The sequence below is a fragment of the Aeromonas popoffii genome, from assembly GCF_000820025.1.
Lineage (GTDB): Bacteria > Pseudomonadota > Gammaproteobacteria > Enterobacterales > Aeromonadaceae > Aeromonas > Aeromonas popoffii.
Genome location: NZ_CDBI01000011.1, coordinates 1 through 22673, shown reverse-complemented (window position 1 = coordinate 22673; position 22673 = coordinate 1). Strand labels below are relative to the sequence as shown.

16 protein-coding genes and 4 pseudogenes are annotated in these 22673 nt (G+C 54.6%); 11 read left to right on the top strand and 9 right to left on the bottom strand.

Annotation, left to right across the window (positions count from 1 at the left end):
- The first annotated feature begins 3 nt into the window (after positions 1-3).
- Positions 4-1197 carry a glycosyltransferase family 2 protein gene (locus tag BN1129_RS01975; RefSeq protein ID WP_042034141.1) on the top strand — a complete coding sequence of 398 codons (1194 nt, stop codon included), beginning with the start codon at positions 4-6 and terminating at the stop codon, positions 1195-1197.
- Positions 1194-1829 (top strand): sugar transferase, encoded by a 636-nt coding sequence (locus BN1129_RS01970; protein WP_042034140.1) that lies wholly within the window; start codon positions 1194-1196, stop codon positions 1827-1829. Before BN1129_RS01975 ends, BN1129_RS01970 begins: the two co-directional genes overlap by 4 nt.
- A 798-nt stretch (positions 1830-2627) precedes the next feature.
- On the opposite strand, the gene BN1129_RS01965 is transcribed toward BN1129_RS01970, so the two are convergent.
- The 5 genes from BN1129_RS01965 to BN1129_RS01940 form a co-directional block, all read right to left on the bottom strand.
- Complete coding sequence (locus tag BN1129_RS01965; RefSeq protein ID WP_042034139.1) at positions 2628-3629, bottom strand: glycosyltransferase family 4 protein; 1002 nt, start codon at positions 3627-3629, stop codon at positions 2628-2630.
- Positions 3630-3711: 82 nt separating this feature from the next.
- Positions 3712-5199, bottom strand: a complete 1488-nt coding sequence (locus BN1129_RS01960) for a SpoIIE family protein phosphatase (RefSeq protein WP_042034137.1) — start codon at positions 5197-5199, stop codon at positions 3712-3714.
- A 10-nt stretch (positions 5200-5209) separates the two neighbouring features.
- Entirely contained in the window at positions 5210-5878 is a 669-nt protein-coding gene (locus BN1129_RS01955) for a P-loop NTPase family protein (RefSeq protein WP_042034135.1), read from the bottom strand.
- Position 5879: 1 nt separating this feature from the next.
- On the bottom strand, positions 5880-7985 hold the full coding sequence (locus BN1129_RS01950) for a polysaccharide biosynthesis/export family protein (protein WP_052449302.1): 2106 nt from the start codon (positions 7983-7985) through the stop codon (positions 5880-5882).
- Between the two features lie 430 nt (positions 7986-8415).
- Complete coding sequence (locus BN1129_RS01940) at positions 8416-8766, bottom strand: STAS domain-containing protein (RefSeq protein ID WP_052449301.1); 351 nt, start codon at positions 8764-8766, stop codon at positions 8416-8418.
- Between the two features lie 332 nt (positions 8767-9098).
- Between BN1129_RS01940 and BN1129_RS01935 the strand changes: the two genes are divergently transcribed.
- From BN1129_RS01935 to pagP, 5 genes and pseudogenes are all read left to right on the top strand, one after another.
- A complete protein-coding gene (locus tag BN1129_RS01935; protein ID WP_042034131.1) occupies positions 9099-9590 on the top strand; it encodes a putative pterin-binding protein in 492 nt (163 codons plus the stop codon).
- A gap of 8 nt (positions 9591-9598) precedes the next feature.
- Positions 9599-11428, top strand: coding sequence for an ATP-binding protein (locus BN1129_RS01930; protein WP_042034130.1), 1830 nt, complete (start codon positions 9599-9601; stop codon positions 11426-11428).
- A gap of 224 nt (positions 11429-11652) precedes the next feature.
- Positions 11653-11778, top strand: coding sequence for an IS1-like element transposase (locus tag BN1129_RS24550; protein ID WP_422613989.1), 126 nt, complete (start codon positions 11653-11655; stop codon positions 11776-11778).
- Positions 11779-11818: 40 nt separating this feature from the next.
- Positions 11819-12150 (top strand): annotated as a pseudogene (locus tag BN1129_RS24545) (IS1 family transposase).
- Between the two features lie 97 nt (positions 12151-12247).
- Positions 12248-12817 carry a lipid IV(A) palmitoyltransferase PagP gene (pagP, locus tag BN1129_RS01925; protein WP_084204531.1) on the top strand — a complete coding sequence of 190 codons (570 nt, stop codon included), beginning with the start codon at positions 12248-12250 and terminating at the stop codon, positions 12815-12817.
- A gap of 205 nt (positions 12818-13022) precedes the next feature.
- Here the strand turns inward: pagP and BN1129_RS22020 are convergent.
- Together BN1129_RS22020 and BN1129_RS24540 are read right to left on the bottom strand one after the other, a co-directional pair.
- A pseudogene (locus BN1129_RS22020) lies at positions 13023-13877 on the bottom strand (IS5 family transposase).
- Positions 13878-13962: 85 nt separating this feature from the next.
- Positions 13963-14091, bottom strand: coding sequence for a hypothetical protein (locus BN1129_RS24540; protein WP_422613988.1), 129 nt, complete (start codon positions 14089-14091; stop codon positions 13963-13965).
- 634 nt (positions 14092-14725) lie between these two features.
- On the opposite strand from BN1129_RS24540, the gene BN1129_RS01915 reads away from it, so the two are divergent.
- Positions 14726-17722 (top strand): LodA/GoxA family CTQ-dependent oxidase, encoded by a 2997-nt coding sequence (locus tag BN1129_RS01915; protein ID WP_042034129.1) that lies wholly within the window; start codon positions 14726-14728, stop codon positions 17720-17722.
- A complete protein-coding gene (locus BN1129_RS01910) occupies positions 17719-18876 on the top strand; it encodes an FAD-dependent monooxygenase (protein WP_052449300.1) in 1158 nt (385 codons plus the stop codon). The genes BN1129_RS01915 and BN1129_RS01910 overlap by 4 nt, the downstream gene beginning before the upstream one ends.
- 534 nt (positions 18877-19410) lie before the next feature.
- Here BN1129_RS01910 and BN1129_RS01905 read toward each other — a convergent pair.
- A pseudogene (locus BN1129_RS01905) lies at positions 19411-19644 on the bottom strand (LysE family transporter); the annotation flags it as partial.
- Between the two features lie 394 nt (positions 19645-20038).
- Complete coding sequence (locus BN1129_RS01900; protein WP_042034128.1) at positions 20039-20767, bottom strand: ankyrin repeat domain-containing protein; 729 nt, start codon at positions 20765-20767, stop codon at positions 20039-20041.
- A gap of 216 nt (positions 20768-20983) precedes the next feature.
- On the opposite strand from BN1129_RS01900, the pseudogene BN1129_RS01895 reads away from it, so the two are divergent.
- Together BN1129_RS01895 and BN1129_RS01890 are read left to right on the top strand one after the other, a co-directional pair.
- A pseudogene (locus tag BN1129_RS01895) lies at positions 20984-21406 on the top strand (IS5/IS1182 family transposase); the annotation flags it as partial.
- A gap of 453 nt (positions 21407-21859) precedes the next feature.
- Entirely contained in the window at positions 21860-22375 is a 516-nt protein-coding gene (locus BN1129_RS01890) for an REP-associated tyrosine transposase (protein ID WP_042034127.1), read from the top strand.
- The last annotated feature ends 298 nt before the right edge of the window (positions 22376-22673 follow it).

The following is a 22673-nucleotide window of genomic DNA, read 5'->3' as shown; positions in this document are numbered from 1 at the left end:
CCCATGGTGTGGATAATGATCCTGTTCTGGCTATGTGCAGCTTTGGTGGTCTACCACCATGTCGGCTACCCCCTGCTGCTGAAATATGTTGGCAAGCGCGCAGGTGGGCGGGTCACCCCCCCGCTCCCGGTGCAACGTGGCTTCAAGGCCGAGGCCAGCGACGCCGCGCTGCCGACCATTACCCTGGTGATGCCCATCTACAACGAGGCGGCGACCCTGGCGGCCAAGTTGCAGAATCTTGCCAGTCTCGACTATCCGGCCAACAAACTCTCCATCCATCTGCATTTTGATGGCTGCAGTGATGAGAGCTACCCCATAGCCCTCTGCCAGTTAGGCGATCCTGCACTGCAGCAGTTGCACATCCGTCTGTTCGACCACCCCTGCAATCGCGGCAAGGTGGCGGTACTCAACGAGGCAATGACCCATATTGAAAGCGATCTTGTGGCCCTCACCGATGTCTCTGCCCTACTCCCCATAGACAGCTTGCTGTTGGCGGTCGCCCATTTTCAGGACCCAGAGATCGGGGTAGTGGGCGAGGCTTATCGCTTCTGGCAGCCCGGTTCCCAAGGGGAAGAGAGCTACTGGCACTACCAGAGCCAGATCAAGCTGTGCGAATCAGCCCTTGGCAGCATGCTGGGCGCCCACGGGGCATTTTACATGATGCGTCGGGAGTGCCTCACCCCGCTGGCCGCAGATACCATCAACGATGACTTCATGCTGCCGATGATGGCCATCGCCAAGGGATACAAGGCGGTCTATGACAATCGCTGCTCAGCCCTGGAGCTCGAGGTATCCGATGCCCTGCTGGAAGCCCAACGGCGCAAGCGTATCGGTGCTGGCAACACACAGCAGCTGCTACGCCTGCTGCCTCTGCTGCACCCCAGATTTGGCTGGGTCGCATTCAACTTTGCCAGTGGCAAGGGACTACGGGTACTGATGCCCCTGTGCCTGACACTGCTGTGGCTGTGTGCGATTCCGCTGGCAACGCAATCCATGCTGTTTCAGGCGCTGCTGGTGCTGCAACTGCTGGGGTATCTGCTGGTCACGTTAATCCATCTGACCCCCCTGTACAGCTGGCCCACTCTGTTTCGCAAGATCCACTATCTGGTACTCGGACATTGGTACAACGGCATCGGCACCCTGCGCTACGGCCTGCGGATGCTGGTACACCCCACCACACAGGAGAGAGCAGCATGAAACACCCAATTCCAACAGCAACACTGGTGATCAAACGCATCATGGATCTGGTGGGTGCCAGTCTCGGCCTGCTGTTAACGCTGCCGCTGTGGCCCTTGATCATGCTGGCTATCCGGCTGGATAGCCCGGGTCCGGTGTTCTTTCGCCAGTTGCGGATCGGACGCAGCCACGAAAGCCATACCGAACTGTTTTTCATGATCAAGTTTCGCACCATGCGCGCCGACGCCGAAGCGGCCACGGGGCCGGTCTGGTGTGGCAAAGGGGACAGCCGGATCACCCGCAGCGGTGACTTTCTGCGCAAAACCCGGCTCGATGAACTGCCGCAGTTTATCAACGTACTCAAGGGCGACATGTCTCTGATAGGTCCCCGTCCGGAGCGGCCCGGGATCGCTAACCGGCTGGAAGAGGCAGTGCCTTTCTTTATCGAACGCACCTATGGGGTGGCTCCCGGCATCACAGGTTTGGCTCAGGTCAATCAGGGCTATGATGAGTCGCTGGATGATGTGCGCAGCAAGCTCGCGTTCGACCTTGCCTACTCGGTCGCGCTGCTCCATCCCTGGCGCTGGCTGGTGCAGGATGTGCATATCATCGGCAAGACGATCGCCATCATGGTTGGCAAGAAGGGGCGCTAATCCCGCCACCCACCTCATCAACAGCCTCAGGCCATTGCCACTGCAATGGCCTTTTTTATGAAGCATCCGACGTGGTCGTGCACGAGGCGACGGCTTGAACGCCGTCATATCGCTACCCATCAATATTGCCGGCGCTCATGTCACCTTGAGCAACGAGCGGTGTCAGGGCCGGCCGATAGCAAGGAACCATGCCCCATCACATAAAAACGAGTGGCAAAAGCCATAATGCCCGCCAGGTAAGCATGTCGCGCCGCTAACAAATCTGTGCTGCTTCGAACGATGCCAAGCCCCACATAGCTGGCCACGATGTCGGCATGACAAGCTACCCGCAGACAAGGGATATGACGTTCGCCGTTGCTGTGGTTATCGGAGGCGACGGGGGATCAAGACTCCCATTGCCGGCGAGGCATCGATAGCAATGCGCAATGCGCGATGGGATCGTCACTCTGGATCATCGCGCGAACTCATGGTGGCTCGCCGGTTTTGGCAAGCGGAGTCTGCGTTTCGAGCGACGCTGGATACCCATCTCGCTTGCAGACGCAGGCATGTGCCCTTATCTGCCTGCACTTGGTTGAGCTGTGTTGTTAGCGGCTCTTATTGTGACTGAATATTTGAAATGTTGAATAACAGGAGCCGCGCCAGGGTGAAAGAGTCCATTTGGCTGAACCCCCTGCCCTGACGGGTATCCAATAAAAAGAGGGAGGCATCATGCCTCCCTCACTCTTTGGCCCTATCCCTCTCAGGTTGGGACTCACATTCTCTTAACTGACTGGCATTATGGCCAAAACCACCCGTTCTTCAGGCACTGTAGACGGCCAGAATATCGGTCACTCTGTGGTTCACGCTGTAACCCCTGGCAATGGTTCTGCGAGCCGCCTGACTCATTCTGCTACGAGCCGTCTCATCGCTGCGCAGCCAGTAGTTGACCAGCTCCGCCATGTCACGAACATGGCCGGGCTCTACCAGCCAACCATTTGATTTGTGATCAATCAGGTTAACCAAGCCGCCCACCGCAAAGGTACAGACAGGGATGCCATGAGCCATCGCCTCAAGGGCAACCAAAGGCAGTCCTTCAAAACGGGAGGTAATACAGAGCAGGTCTATGTTATGCCACTCATGGGCCATGGTTTGAAAGCCATGAAGCTGCACGCGATCGCCATACTGCTGCCACAAGGCGCTCTTCATGGGGCCATCCCCGTAAAGATGAAACTCCCCATCCGGGCAAAAGGCGGCCAACTGACAGAACGCTTCTGGTCCCTTTTCCGGGGAGAGGCGGCCGACAAACGCCACCCGGTTACCTGCAACCGATGCCGGAGTCGTCGGCATGGGCACAAAGTTGCTTATCACCGTACTTGGCACAGGCAATCTGCGAGCGATTGGCTCACTGACTGCAATACACTTCGCAAAACGCGCGGTGAGACGATCCAGCCAACTGTAGAACTTCAGCCAGCCCTCCCCTTCATCACCACTGTGAAAAGTAGAAACGACCTGCTTGCCGCTACACCAGGCGGTAAGCCGACCGAGCACTCCGGCCTTGTAACCGTGGGTATGAAGCAGAACGGATCCCGGCTGGCAAGCCAGCTGCCGCATGAAATCCCGGCTGTTGCGGCACACCCTGTATGGCAACCCAGCCCGCCGGAGCAACGCGATAAAAGGGGTCATACCGTGGTCGGCTACCAGCACTATGGTGACCCCCAGTCCCCTTGCCAGCAGATCGCTGGCGAGGTGTGTGATGTGAACCTCGATCCCGCCGACCTGACGGGCATCAATGGCAAGCCAAACCTGCTGTGTTGGCAACATACATGTTCTCCTTTTGTGGCCCCAAGCCACATCCAGCAGGTTATTGCATAGAACGGGCCAGCCTGGCTGGGAGAGAACAGGATCAGGGGGAGGGACAGGCAATCAGCAGCAGGGTCATGTCATCCGGTGCACTGTCAGCTCTGTCGTCAAACCAGTTGGCGATACGCTGAGTCAACCGATCCAGGTTGGGTTCGTGGCTAAGGCAGATTTGCTGCAACTGCACCTCCCACTGCTGGCGCTCGACAGCATTGCGGCTCTCCAGCAACCCGTCGGTCCAGAACAACAAACGTTCCCCCGGAAGAAGCCGGTGCTCGCAGGTTTCGAAATGGGGATCCGGTCGCAGGCCGGGCAATGGCCCGGTGACGCCAAGCTGATGCATCCCATCCGTTCCTATTAGCCAGGGCGCCGGGTGTCCCGCACTGGCCCAGCGGACCCATCCCTCTTCACCGAGTTCAATGCAGAGGGTGGTGAGCAGGGTCGCCCCAAGCAACGGATCGCTATGGACGGCAGTGGAGAGCGTTGTCAACAGCCGGGCGGGTGAGCACTGCTCGCTTTGGGCCGTCAGCAGACCACGCAAATAGCCAGCATAGGCGTGGGCGAAGAACTTGGCCTCAGCATCGTGCCCCATCACATCCCCAAGCCAGAGCACCCGCTCCCTGACCAGCAGAAAATCCCCCCCGCCCACAGCGGCGGCTCGGGTCTGTAATGCCAGCTGATAACCATGGATACGACTGGCAGGCAACAAGGGACGCAGGGCCGAGGTCATCCGCTGATCCAGCTGATCCCCCCACTGAGACTTGAGCTGGACCGAGCGTTGCAACACCCGGGAGACAGCCAGCAACAGTGCCTGCTTGGTGATGGGCTTGGTCAAAAAATCATCTATGCCGAGCGCGCCGGCCCTGCTCTGGGTCCATTGATCCTGATGACCGGTCAGGAAGATAAAGGGCACACCGCGCATCTTGGGGTCCTTCATCAGCTGCTGACGCAGGCCAAAGCCGTCGATACCCTCCATCTCGATGTCGGAGAGCACCAGAGCCGGGGGCTGGCGCCCTAGCGCCTGCAGGGCTGTGAGAGGATCGGCATAGCTTTCGACCCGATATTGACCGTGAAGATACCCGGTCAGCAAGGTACGCATCACCTTGTCGTCGTCGATCACCGCCACTACGGGCTCCTGCCTGGCACAGCCACGGGCCCGCAACATCACGCGATTACGATTGCCTTGGTGGCTAAAGCTCACCTCATCAAACAGCCGGTATACCAGAGCCAGACCGTACCCCCCCTCCTGCAGTTCGTCCGGTAGTTGTGTCGCAACGAGGTTAGGCTGGGGGCCACCATCGTCGTCAAGCAGAAGACTTAATCCAGATTCATCCTGTTGCAAAGTGAGCCAGAGGTGGTGAGCCGGCGGCTCCGCATACCGCACGACATTGGTGGCCAACTCGCTGAAGCAGAGGAGCCAGTTGGCCTGATCCTGGGAGGGGACCTGAAACAGCGCCAACCCCTGTGCCAAGCGGCCGCGCAGTTCGCGCACCGACTGCAGGGTAGCGGGGGCAGATCGCAACCACTCTTCCATAGGCACTCCCTCAGATCCTGAAATTGAGCAGGGCGCTGCGCCGGCACCAACGCTTGAGCCACTCGGTCAGCCGGTTGTTCGGCAGCCGGTTGAGCTCACGCAAGATCTCGCTGGCAAGCCCGGGGTTAAGGCGATCGTTAAACACGGCACCCATCAGGTTGGCCTCGGCCCGGGTCAACTTGTCCACGGCACGTTGCACCATGGCAGTCGGTGTAACCCCGGCCAACACAACCAGCACTGCGCCCTCGCAAGCCCCGCAGACCTGATCTGCCGGGATATTGCCCCGGTTGAGGGCATTGAGGGGGGAAGTATCAAAGAGCACCACGTCATAATGTTCGAGCCAGCGAACCAGCAGTTGGCGCAGGGTATCCTTGTTGCGAAAAGCCATCAAATCCTTACCGGGTGCCGGCAGCACCGCAAGGAAGTGGCCCCGACTCAGCGGCTCCGGTACATCGTTGGGCCCCCAGGCCTGGGTTGCGGGGCGACCGGGGTGATACAGGTTGAGATCCACCAGCAGTGTGTTGAGCCCATCCGCTTCTGCTCGCCGGGCCAGCGCCTCACAAATGGTGCTGACCCCTTCTCCCCCTTCGGCCGAGGTCACCGCCAATGAGCGGATCCCACGACCCAGGGTGGCGGCATAGAGCGACTCCAGCTCAAGGTACTGGATTGGAATGCTCATCTCACAGGGTTCCCATCAGAGCGACCACCGAGATAGTGGTGAGAATGTCCCGCATTCCCTCCATGAAGATGGCCCAGTTACTGCTCTTGCTATCGGGGATGAAGACGGTGTCTCCTACCCGCAGCACCGGTAGCTTGCTGAAATCAGGCTCCTTGGCAAAACCGTCCAGATCGAAGGTACGAGCCTGATCCCCCTGCCCGCTCACAGCCATGTTAATCACCACAATCTTCTTGATGTAAGCAGAGCTGGTTGGCCCACCGGCCTCCGCCAGCAGATCCAACAGGGTCATGGAAGAATTGAAGCGATAGCGGCCGGGTCGGGCAACAGCCCCTAGCACCCGGATGGTGTCCTCCTTGGGTTCATCAAGCCAGGGGCGGTTTTTCTCCGGCAAGTAAATGGAGTCACCTGGCAGCACCTTGGGCAGCAGGGTTTCATCACCGGTCTCGAAGTAAAGGGCCAGATCCAGCTTGCTCACCCGTGCCGTACTACCATTGCGATGGGCGATGCGTACATTGCGCAAGTCCGCCATGGCGCTAGGACCATCGGCCGCGGAGAGTATGTCGATAAAACCCATCTGATCGTTGAAAGCGTAGCGACCGGGAGCGCCAACCTGGCCGAATATATAGATGGAACTGTCCGGTGACTGGCGTACCCACTGAGATTTGTTGTCGCTGGGATCGGTGGGCAGCTCGGGGATCATGATGGTAAAGCCGGCATGGATCGTTGGCAGGCTGGCGAGCGCGCCCCCCTGATGCAGAAACTTGTCGAGATCGAAGAGGGTCGGAGTTGCCATCCCCCCATCCGCCTTCAGGATCTGTACTTTGGCAATGTCGGCGCGCTCATTGGGGCCACCGGCATGGGCAATCAAATCAAGCAGAGACATCTCATCAGACCATTCATAACGACCCGGGATACGTACCGCCCCCATCACCATCACCGCCCGTCCGGGCGCCACTTTTAACCAGGATTTCTCGTTAATATCGGTCTTTTCCGGGACAAAAATCGCGTCGCCGGGTTTGATTTGAGGCAGCGCCTTTTGCGTACCTTCGGTGTAAGCCTGCAGATCGATCGGTTCGACCGACCCATCGGTGCGCAGTAAGCGGATTTGGCGACTCTCGGCATAGCGGGTCGGACCGCCAGCGTTGGCCAATATGTCGAGGAAGGAGTCCCCCTCCCGCCCCTCATAGGCGCCAGGTTTGAACACCTCTCCCATGATGTAGATGGTGCGAGCCCCCCGCTTGATTTGCTCTTCATCCTTGGGGATGAAGATGGTGGCCCCGGGGGCCAGAGTGGGCAGCAACTTATTGTTACCCGAGTCCAGGTAGGCTTTGAGATCGAACAACTCGGGGGCATCGCCATTGATCACCCGGATCCGCTCCACCCCTGCAAAACGAGTCACCCCTCCGGCCCGCATCAGCAGATCGACGATAGAGTTGCCACTTTTAAAGCTGAACGCACCCGGGCTGTTCACCTCGCCAAAGACCTTGATAGCCTTGCCGGTGTCACCATCCCCCCCTGCCGCCAGGGTTGCAGCATCAAAATCAATCTGGACGTTGCCGATGAGAGGAGAGGCTGGCACGAACACCACATCGAGGGATTGCAGCGGGGGCAGCAAGCTGGCATCGCCGGTATCGAGATAGTGCTTGTAGTCGAAGTTGGAGACGGTATCGCCACGACGTACCTGCATGTTGTTGAGCTGGGCACCCGGCACCAAACCACCAGCCGCATCGAGCGCCATCTGTACATTGCCATCGGGTGCCAGATCATAGCTGCCTGGCTTTTTGACATACCCCATAACACTAATGAGCAGGCGCTTTTCCAATAGCGTGACAGTCAATTGTGAGAGGTTATTGTAGATGGGCTTGAGGGCAGTACGGATAATCTCATCCGCCTGCTGGAGCGTTTTCCCCCCCACCACCACAACACCCACCTCGGGGAGTTTCACTTCCCCTTGCTTGTTTATCTGGAAAGGCTGGTCAAAAGCGGCCTCCCCTGGCTGCACTATCGCCAGTCGATCCCCGGGAGCCAACAAGGTGGTCGCCAGCAGCGGACAGGCAAACAACAAGAAAACAAAACAAATCAATCCTTTGATAGCGCCCCGATTCATAAACATCCTTTTGCTTGTTACGTGTGCCTCCACTGACGCAAGGGAAGCCCCGACCAATCTGTGCTACAGCCTTCGCTGACTCTCTCTTCCAGATGCAAACGTACCTGTTGTAACGATTGTGCCAGCATCGTCTGACGCCAGGCAACCTCTGACCAGAGTCGACCATGCATATCCCGCACGATGTCAACACGTTGAGATTGCAGCTGTTTCAACCCTGCGGGCATGCACTCACGCAGATTGGCTTGCTTCAATGTGGCTAGCTGCTTATCTAGCTCCTTTTGACGCTTATCATAATGTAACCAGATCCGCCGTTCATCCTCGTTCCGTGGCAATAGGGTAGGCCTTACCTCGGCAAGTCCCCCATAACCTTCAGGTGGCCACTGGGCGCAGCCGGATATCAGCAAGCATATCCACAAGGTACACCACCTTTTCATGATGTTGCCGCCATCATGCCGCAAGAGAGCATATAAACTTTGATACTCTCATGGCACGGGATGACTCTGTCTATATGTAACATTTCCAATAGGTCATGGGGTTGACCTGGGCCACAAATAAGCTCCAGACGATGACCTTTCATAAGCAATCTTTTATACAGGAAGACCAGGGCCCCAATACCCGATGAATCAATAAAATGAACGTCACGAAGATCGGCTAGTACATCACCAGAGTACTCTGATAACCGCTCGAACAAAGGCCGTAATTCGCTGACTGCCATCGCATCGAATTCATTCTCCAGTGCGATGACTTGGGTGTCATTGAGGGTGTAAGTCATACTTTCCATGTTCAGCTCCTTGTTTATACCTAGACAGCTCACTTTCACGACAGTTGAAGCAATGCAAAGGCTGTGCCGGATCAATAAGCCCCATAAGCTCCTAATCTATCGCCCATAAAAAGCTCCACCTGAGACACCAACCCCCATTTTAGTTACTAATTTGCAACATGAATCCGCCTTTTGTTGCAAAGTGCAATGAAACTGGAACCAATCTCCTACCTCCCTGCCCGGCCAAGCCGCAAACCGGCGTTTCTCACAGATCGGCCCGTATATTGCTTACTCTCCCTTGCCGATGCTCACCATTGCCAGTATCAGCTTCGAACGGATTGATGGAGGAAGATATGAAATTCACCTTGTATGTCGCACCGCTTCTGGCCACCCTCTGCGGAGTCGTGCAGGCCACCCCCTCCCCCGACAATGCCCTGCTCAGAGTAGAAGGGAGCATCACTCAGCCCAACTACCAGCAATTGGCCTTGTGGGATAGTGCAATGCTGGATCAACTGCCCGAATACGAAATCAAGACCCACACCCCTTGGTACGACGAGGAGAAAACCTTCCGGGGTCCGCGGCTCAGTGACCTACTGGCCAAGGTCGGCGCCAATGGCAAGCAGCTAACCATCACCGCCCTCAATGACTATTCCGTCCAGATACCCGCCAGCGATGCCAGCCAATACCAAGTGATCCTGGCCCGTAGCATCAATGGCAAACCCCTCTCGGTACGCGACAAAGGGCCACTATTCCTCATCTATCCCTTTGATCAATATCCTGAGCTTCGCAACAAGCTCTACTACGGTCGGGCCATCTGGCAGATCAGCCAGATCAAGGTGGAGTGAGGTATATCATGCGATCCATAGCTGCGAGTCAGCGATCACTGTTCGTGGTGCTCTGCGTCCTGTTGCTGGCCTTTGCCGGTATTGGCACCATCCAGTATCGGCAATTCCAGGACCTTCATCGCAGTACCACCCAAGGTGAAGACAACGTCATGTGGAACTATTTTCAGCTCTACAACGAGGCGTTGCGCTTTCAAAACTCCCTGCAGCATGACTCACAGGCTAAGTTTCAGCTCAGGTACGACATCATGGTTAGTCGCATGGACCTGATTCTGGAGAGTAAGGATCGCACCCTGTTGCAAGAGACCCAGATATACCAACAGGCCAGCAAGGCGATCCTCAGTTACATTGCTCTGGCCGATATCTGGCTTGGACCAGATAAGGTCACACAACTGGACCAGACAGCGCATCAACAGTTAAACCAAGAACTGGAACAACTGCTCCCACTGCTTCATCAACTGACACTGGAGGTCAACCAGCAGGCGACCTTATTCGACGTCATCCGGCGCGATGGAGTGCGAGAGCAGATCATCACAACCACACTGATCGCTACATTGCAGTTTGCCTTGCTGTTTGTGCTGGCCCTGCTCATATGGCGCCAAATGAACACATCCTATCTGCACCACAAACTGATGCAGCAACTCAACGAGAAGCTACTCCAGGCCAACCGTGAAGCAGAAGCCGGTCAGCGGGCCAAAAGTAGTTTTCTGGCCAATATGAGTCACGAAATCCGCACCCCCATGAACGGCATCCTTGGCATGTTGTCACTGCTGGCAGATAGAGAAATGGCCCCCAAGGAACGGGACTATCTGGAGACTGCTCGGGAATCGGCCAACCACCTGCTGGGACTACTCAATGACATTCTGGATATTTCCAAGTTGGAAGAGGGCCGGATCGAACTGCTCCTCGCACCCCATCATTTACCTCATCTTTTGGAAGATATCCGGGTGCTGATGCAGAGTAGCTGCGACGAAAAGGGGATCAAACTAAACCTGACGCTGGCCCCTGAGACACCAGAATGGCTGATGATGGATCCCCTGAGGGTACGTCAGATACTGTTCAATCTCCTGAGCAACGCCATCAAATTTACCCATCAGGGTGAGGTCAATATCAACATAGATAGTCGGCCACTGGATAAAGACTGCCATTCGATCAGGATTTCAATCCAGGACACAGGTATTGGCTTGAGCAAGGATCAGATAAAAAACCTATTTCAACGCTTCTCCCAAGCCGATGTTTCCATTACCCGTCAATATGGTGGTTCCGGCCTTGGCCTGGAAATATCCCGCAATCTCGCGCGTTTAATGGGAGGCGATATCTCGGTCGAGAGTCAAGATGGATTTGGAAGTACCTTCACCTATATCTGGCCTGCCCAAGCGACCATACCTTCCATTGTTTGCTTACCCTCCAAGTCAGTTAATCAGGAGAGCTATCGTATTTTGCTAGTGGATGACAATGCCACTAATCGCAAGGTAATAGGTGCCATGCTCGATTCTGTCGGCCATCAGGTCACACTGGCGATACAAGGAGAAGAAGCATTAACAAAGTTGACACAAGCTACGTTTGATCTGGTATTGATGGATGTCCAGATGCCTGTCATGGACGGCTTGGCGGCTACCACCCAGATACGACAATCCTCAAAACCTTGGGCTAACATTCCCATTATTGCGTTAACTGCTGATGCCATGCCAGAATCCAAACAATACTATATGTCACATGGTATGAATGGTTACATTACCAAACCGGTAAATAAAGACGTACTTATCAGCGAAATAAATAAACATATATTTAGAAAGAAAATGTCAACTCAAAACCTAATGCATATATCATCATTGCAGTGATAATATCCCCATATCGGGGTAATGTTAAACATCCGGTCATGCCTCCGTTCTGTTGATAAGGCATGGTGATGATTTTGAGACTCAGTTATTTATGGCATGGTTCACTGCCCTCGTTGCCACTCCGACCGCGTATATCGCCACGGTAAGACCCTTGCCTATCCCCACGTTTTTCAGCTCACTTATATGACGCGTGTAAACCTGGCGTTAAAGCGAAGATTGTCGAGATGGTGTTCAACGGCTCAGGTGCCCGTGACACAGCTCGCGTCCTCAACATTGGTATTAACTCCGTCCTGCGCACCTTAAAAACTCGCACCAAGGCACGTAACTACCGAAAAGGTTGTGTTGGATGATGTGTCGCTTATTGGTGAACTGGATGAGTAATAGGCCTATATTGGCAATAAAAAACATCGACATTGGATTTTTTATACCTTTGATACCCAAAGAACATGTGTTGTTGCCTACACCCTGGCCAGCGCAGCGATGACACATGCCGTCGATTATTGAGCCTGTTGGCTCCCTTCCAACTTGACTTTATCACCAGTGATAACTGGGGAAGCAACGCCAGAGCCGTCGCACGCGAGAGACATCTGACCGTGAAAATATTCACGCAGCGTATCGAGCGTCACAACCTGACGCCCAGAACGCGCATCAAGCGCCAGGCCCGTAAACCATCTTTTTCCCACTCTTTTGAAATCCATGAGAACGTCCACCACTTCAACTGATTGGAGGCATTACGACATGAAATGACACCCAGCCTTGACAGCGGAAAAACTTGTCCTATGATACGTCGATACTTCCCTTCTATCAGACAGGTTTCATATGCGAAGTTATCTTGTCGGCTTAGGGTCGGTGTTACTTTTGTCGACGACTACCCTCCATGCGGCGTCACCCACTAATGATACAGAAAATAACCTTCATTGGTGGGATACCTTTACCAACAACGTAGTAAAAACGAAGGAAGAGCCACAACATTACGAACTGTATTTGCCTTTTCTTAGTTGGCATAACCGCCTGCTATACGATGAGACAGATCATTACAATGAAATGCCATGGGGGGGCGGCATCGGCATATCACGCTATGACGAACAGGGTAACTGGCATGCACTGTATTCCATGATGTTTAAAGACTCCCATAACCACTGGCAACCGGTTGTCGGCTATGGGTGGGAAAAAGGATGGTATATGGATGACGATGAAGATGTTCGTCTAGGTTTAGGGTTTACGGCAGGGGTAACTGCACGTAAAGATATGGGTAATTACATCCCTCTGCCGCTTGTGTTACCACTTTTTTCTGCGAGTTATAAGCAAATAAGCACGCAATTTACCTATATCCCGGGGTCAAAAAATAATGGCAACGTCCTCTTTGCCTGGTTACGCTACACTTTTTAACTTGGCTGTGTAACGAAACAATTAAGGACACCCACCTTTCTGAGCCAGCCACTGCTAGGCTGGCTATTTCCCCTATCAAAAATACTGACTCCAGAAAAAAAGTCTACATCAGGCGGCCGAACTGCTGGTAATGCGCCCGGTCTAAATAACTGATCCTAATAGTGCTACACCTTTGCTGTTCCATAGCCATGCCTAGGCTGTGTTCTCAAAGTGCTGGTTTTCTGTCCACCAATAGTTCCCGCAAGTAACGAAGGCAGAAAGCCAGCTTGATAAAAGCTGCAAAACTTACCGCCAGCTTTTCATACCTCGTTGAGGATCGGCGAAACTTCTTCAGCCATCCGAAGCACCGCTCGACCACATTTCTCCTGCGATAACGAGCGTTGTCTAATACCAGTGGACGCCCCTTATGGTGCCGCTGCTGGTCGCTACGTTGCGGGATGACCGCTTTTATCCTTCTACGCCGGAGTTCGGCCCGCAAAGCCCTGCTGCTATAGGCCTTATCTGCGGCAAGATACGTTGCCCGCGTGCGATAACGGCCTGATGAAGTCGGTATCCTTGCCATGGCCAACGCACTTGTCGCATATCTGATTTCCGCTGATTGCCCCGGCGAAAGGCAGAACCCCAGCGGCAAACCATGACCATCAGTGACCAAGTGAATCTTGCTGCCAAAACCGCCACGTGATCGACCAAGAGATTGATTTACCTGAGTGTTTTTTTACGCGCTCCAGCAGCATCTTTGGATGCCCTGACATTGGGGCCGTCAATGCACCACTGGTCGAAGTCGATAAGACCTTCCTCACATTGAGATGCCGTTGCAGCGCTTCAAGGATGGCATCGATGCGGCCTGTACTCTGCCAACGTCGAAAGGTGTTGTAGACCGAACTCCATGGGCAGAAACGTTCTGGCAAATCTCGCCAAGGAGCACCGGTGTGGAGTATCCAGAGAATGCCATCGAGCACCTGGCGTGGCTCGCGAGTAGGGCGTCCGCTTATGCGGTGATATGGAAAAGGGGTTCAATAAGCCCCCATTGTGCATCGGTCAACTGATAGCGACGGGACACTGCATAGGTCTTAAGCTGTTGAGAAGATGTGAGATTATATCTTCATCACTTTAAGAACACAGCCTAGCCCGCCAGGAATCGCGGATCAACGCCAGCCATCTGGCATCTTCCTTGGCATGGTCAGACTCGGGTCGGTGCAGTCATTGGTAAAAACCGGCACGGGCAACTTGCAACACATGGTCATCAGCGGCCAGGTATGTCGATGTTCGTTCATGCAGCGGTACCTTACTCGGACTCCCTGGCAAAGTACCGCGCGACTTTTTTTAGAATATCTCGCCCTTCCTCTGTGCAACTCATTTGCCCCCCAGTGCGAAGGATTTCGCTCTTGGCCTCGATCAACTCGGCGGCCTGTTTCTCCGAGTGATTTGGGCTGACCGCTTGCACCCATTTGTACAAGCTGTGGCTGGAACCCCCTGCCGGGCGGAAACCTCGGCCACAGAGTCATCACGTTCAGTGAACTGCTTGACGGTTTCTTCTTTGAATTCAAGGGGGAAATGCTGTGTGCTCATGGACATCCTCCCATGCTCAAATCATAGGGCAGGGTTGCCTACAGGAGGTGGGCCAGTCCAGCGAGGCTCACGAGGTATCTAGGGAAGTGGGGGGCGATTCAATCTGCAAGTGCGAGTGACGCAATGACCCAATGACCCAATGACCCAATGACCCTATTGTATTTTCCAACCCAAAAAAAGATCAAAAACTCCACACGCAAGATTTCCATATGAAACTACCCTGTAGGAGGTGGTGTCAGAGCCACCCCTGCCATGAGCTTGCCGCTCACCCCGCTTTTCGAAGGAGACTCGTTATCTCATGGCTTTACCCACAGATGCTCCCAGCGAGGTGAAGTGCTAATGAATAGTCCGAAATCCCCCAATGGAAATTGCCAGATCGACCCCATCACCAGCCTGAAAGAGATGTTCGTCGATCAGGTACAGTACGGGCGGATCCAACAGGGCCAATGTCCAGCAAGACGTCCTGTTTTCTTGCGGTTGCACGGCGTGGCTCATGGGCGTTTCGAGATCGTTCCGAATTTACCGGAGTCGCTGCGTGTCGGCATCTTCGGTCAAAGGGAGTCTTACCCGGCATGGGTACGGTTCTCCAGCGACATCAAAGACTCCTTACCGGACTACCAAAGCACGGTTGGAATTGGCATCAAGCTGTTTGACGTCGTAGGCACAAAACTACTATCGCCGGACGAGGCGGCCCCAACGGCCGACTTCATCCTGCAGAACATGAACGTGTTCTTTGTCGACAACGCGCAGCAAATGTGTGAGTTCACTCGGGCTTCGCTGAACACGAAAGAGGATCATGACGCATGGCTGGCGGAGCACCCGGAAACAGACCGCATTCTCAAGGCGATGAAGAAAGAGGTCCCGACCGTCCTTGCATCCGAGATGTGGAGCGTGATTCCGTTCCGTTTCGGCGATAAGCGCTATTGCAAATACAAACTGGAACCGGAATGGATTCCTGAAGGAACCGAACCTGACCTGCAGGACCCTGGCTATCTCCAGCGGGACCTACAGCAACGCCTAGCCAACGGCGAGGCCCGACTCCGTTTCATGGTCCAGCTGCAAATCGACCCCCTGTCCATGCCACTGGATCAGGCGATGACAGAGTGGAGTGAGAAAGAGTCCGCCCCCATTCACGTGGCCACACTGATCCTGCCGCAACAGGATATTTTGGCCCGTGGGCAGACCGAGTATGGCGAGACCCTGTCTTTCAACCCATGGCGTACCTTGCTGGAGCATGAACCGGTCGGCAGCATCGCCGCTGCCCGCAAGGTGGTTTACCAGGCTTCCGCCACCTTGCGCCGCGATGTGAATGGCCAGCCGCTCGGCGAACCGGAAACGCCCCGCTCGGCCGCCATCTGGCCATCGGCACGTGGTCCGATTGTACGGGCGGCCATTCATCCTGGCATCGGTATCGCTCGAGTGGGTACCAGTACCGAACCAGATGGCTACTTCCTCGGCCCGGAGGTAGTGCATCCGGAACTGACCATGGCGGGTGAGCACCGGGACCACCATGGGGCGCTCAAACGCCAGGCTGCGATCTTCCGTATTTATGGGTTGAACGCCGCCGGCGAGGTCGTCGACGAGCTGACCTCTGACAAAGCGGACATCCACTGGCACGCACATCTTGCCAATCGCAAGGCTCAGTGGTACCAATTCAAGCAACCGATGGATATTCCGGATTCAGCCACCTTGGCCGTTCCGTTGCGCAACCCGAACCTCCAAGGCTACGACCGCTCTTGCCTGGTGATCGACCCGGGCGAACGCCACATCTCCGGGATCAATAAGCAAGGACCCGAATACCACTTCGACAGCGGACAGTTCATGGGCGTCAACGTCCCACTGGGCGAGCTGCGCACTGACGACAAGGGCCGTCTGCTGGTGCTCGGCGGTCATGGGCGTTCCGCATCGCCCGAGGGGCGTCCAATCTACGACCCGACTGCCCCGGACAGTTTCAATAATGCGGCCGACTGGTATGACGACGTATCGGACGGCCCGGTTTCCGCCACTGTCTACCTTAACGGGCAGAACATCCCGGTCGACGATGCCTGGGTGGTGGTCGCTCCGCCGAACTTTGCACCAGATGTGATTGGCTGGCGCACCCTTTACGACCTGCTGATGGACACTTACATCGAGAGCGGCTGGCTTCCCTTCCCAGAAAAAGTATCGTTCAGCAAAGATGTCCTCCCCGCCCTGCAACGCCTTAGCAACCTGCAATGGGTGAATCAAGGCTACGCCACTCTCTTCGGCAAGGGCGGGCAGTTCGATTTCGACGATCCTAAGCTGATTGCCAAACTGGCCCATTGGCCGGAAAGTGTCGACCAGGATCCATACCATGAGCTTCGCCAAATCATTTACAACAGCTTCCGCCTCTCCGGCCAGACCGCGGTGGACCCACGCAGCTGGCCTTGGCAGTACGGGGATGTCGACTTCCCAACCTCGGCCCCGGACCGAGACAAGCCAATTTCCCCAAGCGCGTATCTGTCCATGTCTAAGGTTCGTAGCAAGCTCCTGCAACGCTGGGCATCCGGCGACTTCGAGTGCGACTGGCCTCCCAAGGAGGAGCCCGCCCGCGAGCTGAGTCAAGTTCCTCTGGCGGAGCAACCGGACATGCTCGACAAGGCAGCCCTGCACTTTTGCCTGGCCGATGCCTTCCATCCCGGCTGCGAGCTGCCATGGATCATGCGTCATGCCAGCCTGTACCGTGCGCCGTTCCGGATCCGCGCGCTACCGAAAGAACAAACGGCCCCCAGCGACTACGGTAGCAAACTGACCCAGTCGATCGCCCTACAGCCCGACGGTCCCGTGTATGCGCAACCTGCAGGTGGCCTCACTCGCTGGATGGCCCTACCCTGGCAGGGCGACTCCGCCTTCTGCCGCTCGGGTTACGACATCAAGTACGACCCGTACCTGCCGACGTATTGGCCGGCCCGAGTACCCAATCAAGTACTCAGCCTGCGCAACTACCTCAAAGTGATGGACACGAGTCTGCCTCGCGATGAACGTATTTTCGCCTTCCGACAACGCGACAACTGGCTGGCCCCGGTTCTGGGCACTCTGAGCAATCCCGCCAAGCCGCCGCAGGTCATGCTGAACATGATCAACCAGTTTGGCGAAATGGCTCTGGTCGAGGCCCGACCCGGCATTGAAGACGATCCGGACTTTCCCGCCGTGATGTTTGTCGCGACATTGCCCGGCGAGTCGGAGCAGTCGCCACACATGGGGACCTTGTTCGACCACACGCTGGCAGGCAGTATCGAGCAAAACCACCAGCTCCTGCGGGCCGGCTGGCTCAGCCACCAACAGCTCGAGGCGTTCAATGAGGTGTTCAAGCCATGACGACGTGGGATGTCCTGGTCGTGGGGGCCGGCCCGGCTGGGTCGGCCTGCTCGAAATGGTTGGCTGAAAGGGGCCTCGGAGTCTGCATTGTGGCCCCTCCTCGCTCCGGCATTCGGGCAGGCGAAAGCCTGCCCGGTGCGGCCTACCCCCTGTTGCGCGATCTCGGCTTGCTAGCCGCCTTGCAGCAAAGCTACGCATGCCCTTGCCATGGCAATCTCTCGGCATGGGGCAGTGAAGACCTAGTCTGTACAGACTTTATCCGGGACCCGAATGGTATGGGCTGGCATCTGGAACGCGAAGGCTTCGACCTTGCGCTTCACCAAGCGGCCTTGGCCTCGGGCGCTGTCCACGAGCCATTCCGAATAGAAACGGTCCGACGCGATGGCGGGTTGTGGCAAGTTGGCCTGTCTGATGGACGCATCCTTTCATCGCGCTTTCTAGTAGAAGCCAGCGGCCGCAGCAGCATCATTGCTCGCCGCCTGCGAGTCCCACGCCATCAGGACACGCCGCTGGTCGCGCTATATGCCTGGGGGCAAGACCGAGGACAAGACCAAAGGAGCTTGGTGGAATCAGCCTCTGTGGGATGGTGGTATAGCGCGTCGGTCCCCGGCAATCGCCGGGTACTCGGCCTACACGTGCAGCGGGAGTTCGCGGCCCACATCCAGCGAAAGCCACAGCTATGGGCTCAGCAGCTGGCAATGACTCGGTACATGCGCGAATGGTGCGATGCCAACTCGGACTGGACTGAATTGCAGGCCTATGCAGCGGGCGGGGCCTATCTGGAAAGGTTTGGGGGAGAACAATGGCTAGCCATTGGTGATGCAGCCCTCGCGATGGAACCACTCTCTTCCCAGGGGTTGTTCAACGCCCTGTACACCGGTTTGCGGGGCGCCCAGGCAATTGCCGCCTCCCTTCGCGGCAACATGGTCTTGCACGCCGATTACTGTTCGCGATTACAGCACGTACGCCAAGCCTACCTGCGACATACCTGCTTGTTCTATGCTGCGGAATCCCGCTGGCCAGACCAGCCATTCTGGAAGGAGCGGCATACACAGTCTCTGGTAATGCTGAATCAACAGCAGGACTCAAGCATGACGCTTAACGAGACAATGCCGCACAGAACCTCTCAAACTGAGGTACTCAGCACTCCGTAGACACCCCGAAAAAGCTCACTCACTTGGCGAACTGATTCCAGTTCGCCCCACTGTGCGCCGAGCCCGGCTGTGAGATGAGGTATTTAAGGCGGCCATGCTGCAAAAGCATGGCTATGCAATCAATGTGGCTTTCCCATGCTCGACAGAGGACACCGGTCTCGCCGTCGAACCTTGGCTACTCCTACGATAGATATTTTCCAGAATCGAATCGATCTAGCACAGGTTCTGCTTAGTCATACCGAACTGGTGAGACCGGTAATCCCCCCGAAAATCTGACATTGCCATTTTGAACCCACACTTTAACCCACACCTGTCTTACATCCCTTAAGATAGCTTTAGACAAGAATGGATAATTAAAAGATACAAATCAATCGGATAGCATTACCCATGGACAACGCTAAACAGCATTAGACAGGCAGTATGATAATCCGGCATGAACTGATCTCGATCAGACCTGCTACAGTGCAGAAAAAGGCGTATTCCAGCGATGGGATACGCCTTTTTCTATTCCCGGTTGTCTTTCATGGCAGAATCTCATTCCGTCGCCAGCTTGATACCGATCCCCACGAAGAGTCCCCCCATCAGACGGTTGAGACAAGCTCCCAGCCGGGCTGGCAACCTTACCTTGCGACTTGCATAGGCCGTTGAGAATGCCAACAGATGACACCAGATCATGCCATTGAAATTGAAGATGCAGCCCAGCACGATGAAGGCCAGCGCCTTCTGCGGCGCATCGGGGGCGATAAATTGGGGCACGAAGGCGAGGAAGTGAAACCTGGGACACCCACCTTTCTGCTGAGGCGTGGACGGCCCCCGTGGCGAAGGCTGTTGGGGGGGCAGGCAGAAGTGGCGCAAGGATTTCCAGAGCTGTTTACTGATGATTTTTCATGTCATGCCTGCTCGATGGGAATTGGCATCGTTCGAATCAACTCGATTTTGTTAGCGGCTCTTAATGGGTATATATGAGTAATAGAGATCAGATCGCGGTCAGATGAAAGGTTCAATAATAAAGTGGGATCCGGCCCTGGGCTTGAGGACCAACCGTACGAAAAACGGGCTCTGTGGCATTTAACTTGTAACCGATGGAATTACCGCACTGAAAATCGATTATTGCGACAGAGCCCTATCGAGGCAGAATAATATTTTGGAATTTTAAGGCTGTTTAATTACAGCTTGACTTGCCCGTTTTATGATTGATGGCCCCTTTTTCTATCAGCAGGTTTGCCACATCGGTAAAGCCATGTTCGCACGCACCGCTGAGAGGACTCGCGTTAATTTTAGGGTTCTCATTAATCGCCACGACGTTCAAATCCGGGTTGAATTGTAGAATATATTTTACCGTATCAAGCCTGCCATCTACTGCAGCGATCATAAATAATGTTTCACCGTCTTTTTCTTTGGCATTCCAGTCAACTTCGTTCTTTAAACGCTCATGCAGATATTGAACAACCTCTACATTATTTCCCATGACAGCAGATTTAACAGTATTGTAGACATCGGCTTTATCTGTGGCACGAATATCGGCACCTTTTTCTGTCAGATATTGGACTATATCCAAATAGCCGATGAACGCAGCCCAGCCTAACGCGGTTTGCCCCAAGGAAGCTTCGTCTTTTGCCTCAAGGTTTTGCCCCGCTTCGACCATCTTTTTAATCGTGGCCAAATCACCTTGTTTAACCGCATCAAACCAGGCTGCATCTGGACCAGCAGAGGGTTTTTCATAGAAAATACGGTGCGATAGCAACTTAGGGCTGGCAATTTCCTGCATTTCTGCGTAGCTATATCTGAATTTTGATAAATCCACAGCCCCTTTATTTTCTTGGGCATGTAGATTAAATGAGCCAGAAGCAATAATACCTGCGAGCAGTACCGTTTTTGTTAATTTAATCATTTTATTTACCTTAGGTTTTGGTAATTTAAAGAACAACCTTAGATCATTTTTTACTGGTAATACAACCAATTATATTGACAGTGACATTCAAAGAAATTGAACATGAAAAAGCACCATAAATCGTAACGTTTTCGGAATGCCTATAAGAGAACCGAACAAGTCCCTGATGTGAAATCATCAGTCCCAATTAGCATCAGGGGATAAGGTTCAGTATGAATCACCTTCGCAGATAGCGAGTTCAATGGTAAACGCCGAAAAATCCGCAAAGAGATATGTTTGGCTCGCATGAACGCCCTGCTCCCATGGCCCGGAATGTTCGGTCTCATCGAACCTATCTGCCCCAAAACGGGCAACGGTCGTCATCCCTGTCCACTCGGCACCATGCTGCGCATACAGCAGTGGTACAACCCCAGTGACGCCGTCAACCAGTGGTTTTTTAAAGCTGGCATCATGATGAAACAAGGCACGCAGGTCGATGCCACCATCATTGAGGCCCCTGGCTCCACCAAAAACAAGCGTGGAGAGCGTGACCCCGAGATACACCAGACTACCAAAGGCAATCAGTGGTATGTCGGTATGAAGGCCCATATCGGCGTCGATACCAAAAGTGGGCTGACCCACAGTCTGGAAACCACGTCGAGGCGTTAATGGGGTTAATGGGATTGACCCCGACCAGAGTCGCCCAATGGCAATCCAGCCACCCTCTTCCCCGCCACGCCTGCCAACCCCAACAAAATCAAGGGCTATGGGAATCCAGTACCTAGTCAGTGCGATTTGTTGAGCCAGCGCAAAAAAGCAGTCATTACTGACATTTGCATCACTTTTTGACTGGTGCGACCAGATTCGATTAGCTTATCATTTCCGTCCGGTGCCTATTCATCAGTGATGGGTAGCTACCCTCGCTGGTTAATGGAGCATATTGGAAGCTGTAATCCACGGGCGGTAGCGTGGGGTTTTGAACAGTGATTGATGCATTTCGTAGGTTGGCGCTGAGCGCAGCGAAGCCCAACACGCGTGCCCTCGGTTAGTTGGTTCTCATTTTGTGCAACCGAACAAACCTGATATATCACCCCGATACCGGAAAGGAGAGCCATGCGCTATCGCCGAGCAATAAACAGCGGGGCATGTTGGTTCTTCACCGTCAACTTGGCTGATCGACAGCAGGATCTGCTGGTACGTCATATCGACCTGCTGCGCGAAGTGCTCCGCCACGTCAAACAGCAACATCCCTTCGAGATGATTGCCATGGTGGTGATGCCGGATCATCTCCATGCCATTTGGCAACTACCGCCGGATGACAGTGACTATCCTATGCGCTGGTCTCTGATCAAGGCAGGCTTTTCACGAAGGCTCGCCAAAACAGAGCGGATACGGGAGAGCCGACTCAGAAAACGGGAACGCGGCATCTGGCAACGCCGCTATTGGGAACATCTGATCCGGGATGACAAAGATCTGCAAGCCCATGTCGATTACATCCACTTCAATCCGGTCAAACATGGTTATTGTGCCAAACCAGTCGATTGGCCTTACTCCTCCATTCATCGCCATATCGCCGCAGGATGGATTACCCAAGATTGGGCCATTAATAGTGACTCGGGTCGGGAATAATCGGCTTGGGATATGTTGTAGGTTGGCGCTGAGCGCAGCGAAGCCCAACAAACGGGAGATATGATCTCCAAAACAAGATGAATTTTGACCATGCAAAACCAACAACCAAATCAAATTTAGCTTTCACGCTAAATGTTGCGCGTCACTTCGTGTAGGTTGGTGCTGAGCACAGCGAAGCCCAACAAATGGCAGTGAAGATTTCTAAAATACTATTCGTGCAATAGAAAATCAGAAACCGAATTTAGTTTTCCCGGTAAACGTTGAGCTTCACTTCGTTCACAGGGCAAGATCGCGAACG

What these genes read in the sequence shown, in the direction of transcription:
- BN1129_RS01975 (WP_042034141.1), top strand. Translation starts at nt 4, where the DNA reads ATGGTGTGGATAATGATCCTGTTCTGGCTATGTGCAGCTTTGGTGGTC.
- BN1129_RS01970 (WP_042034140.1), top strand. Translation starts at nt 1,194, where the DNA reads ATGAAACACCCAATTCCAACAGCAACACTGGTGATCAAACGCATCATG.
- BN1129_RS01965 (WP_042034139.1), bottom strand. Translation starts at nt 3,629, where the DNA reads ATGTTGCCAACACAGCAGGTTTGGCTTGCCATTGATGCCCGTCAGGTC.
- BN1129_RS01960 (WP_042034137.1), bottom strand. Translation starts at nt 5,199, where the DNA reads ATGGAAGAGTGGTTGCGATCTGCCCCCGCTACCCTGCAGTCGGTGCGC.
- BN1129_RS01955 (WP_042034135.1), bottom strand. Translation starts at nt 5,878, where the DNA reads ATGAGCATTCCAATCCAGTACCTTGAGCTGGAGTCGCTCTATGCCGCC.
- BN1129_RS01950 (WP_052449302.1), bottom strand. Translation starts at nt 7,985, where the DNA reads ATGAATCGGGGCGCTATCAAAGGATTGATTTGTTTTGTTTTCTTGTTG.
- BN1129_RS01940 (WP_052449301.1), bottom strand. Translation starts at nt 8,766, where the DNA reads ATGGAAAGTATGACTTACACCCTCAATGACACCCAAGTCATCGCACTG.
- BN1129_RS01935 (WP_042034131.1), top strand. Translation starts at nt 9,099, where the DNA reads ATGAAATTCACCTTGTATGTCGCACCGCTTCTGGCCACCCTCTGCGGA.
- BN1129_RS01930 (WP_042034130.1), top strand. Translation starts at nt 9,599, where the DNA reads ATGCGATCCATAGCTGCGAGTCAGCGATCACTGTTCGTGGTGCTCTGC.
- BN1129_RS24550 (WP_422613989.1), top strand. Translation starts at nt 11,653, where the DNA reads ATGGTGTTCAACGGCTCAGGTGCCCGTGACACAGCTCGCGTCCTCAAC.
- pagP (WP_084204531.1), top strand. Translation starts at nt 12,248, where the DNA reads ATGCGAAGTTATCTTGTCGGCTTAGGGTCGGTGTTACTTTTGTCGACG.
- BN1129_RS24540 (WP_422613988.1), bottom strand. Translation starts at nt 14,091, where the DNA reads ATGAACGAACATCGACATACCTGGCCGCTGATGACCATGTGTTGCAAG.
- BN1129_RS01915 (WP_042034129.1), top strand. Translation starts at nt 14,726, where the DNA reads ATGAATAGTCCGAAATCCCCCAATGGAAATTGCCAGATCGACCCCATC.
- BN1129_RS01910 (WP_052449300.1), top strand. Translation starts at nt 17,719, where the DNA reads ATGACGACGTGGGATGTCCTGGTCGTGGGGGCCGGCCCGGCTGGGTCG.
- BN1129_RS01900 (WP_042034128.1), bottom strand. Translation starts at nt 20,767, where the DNA reads ATGATTAAATTAACAAAAACGGTACTGCTCGCAGGTATTATTGCTTCT.
- BN1129_RS01890 (WP_042034127.1), top strand. Translation starts at nt 21,860, where the DNA reads ATGCGCTATCGCCGAGCAATAAACAGCGGGGCATGTTGGTTCTTCACC.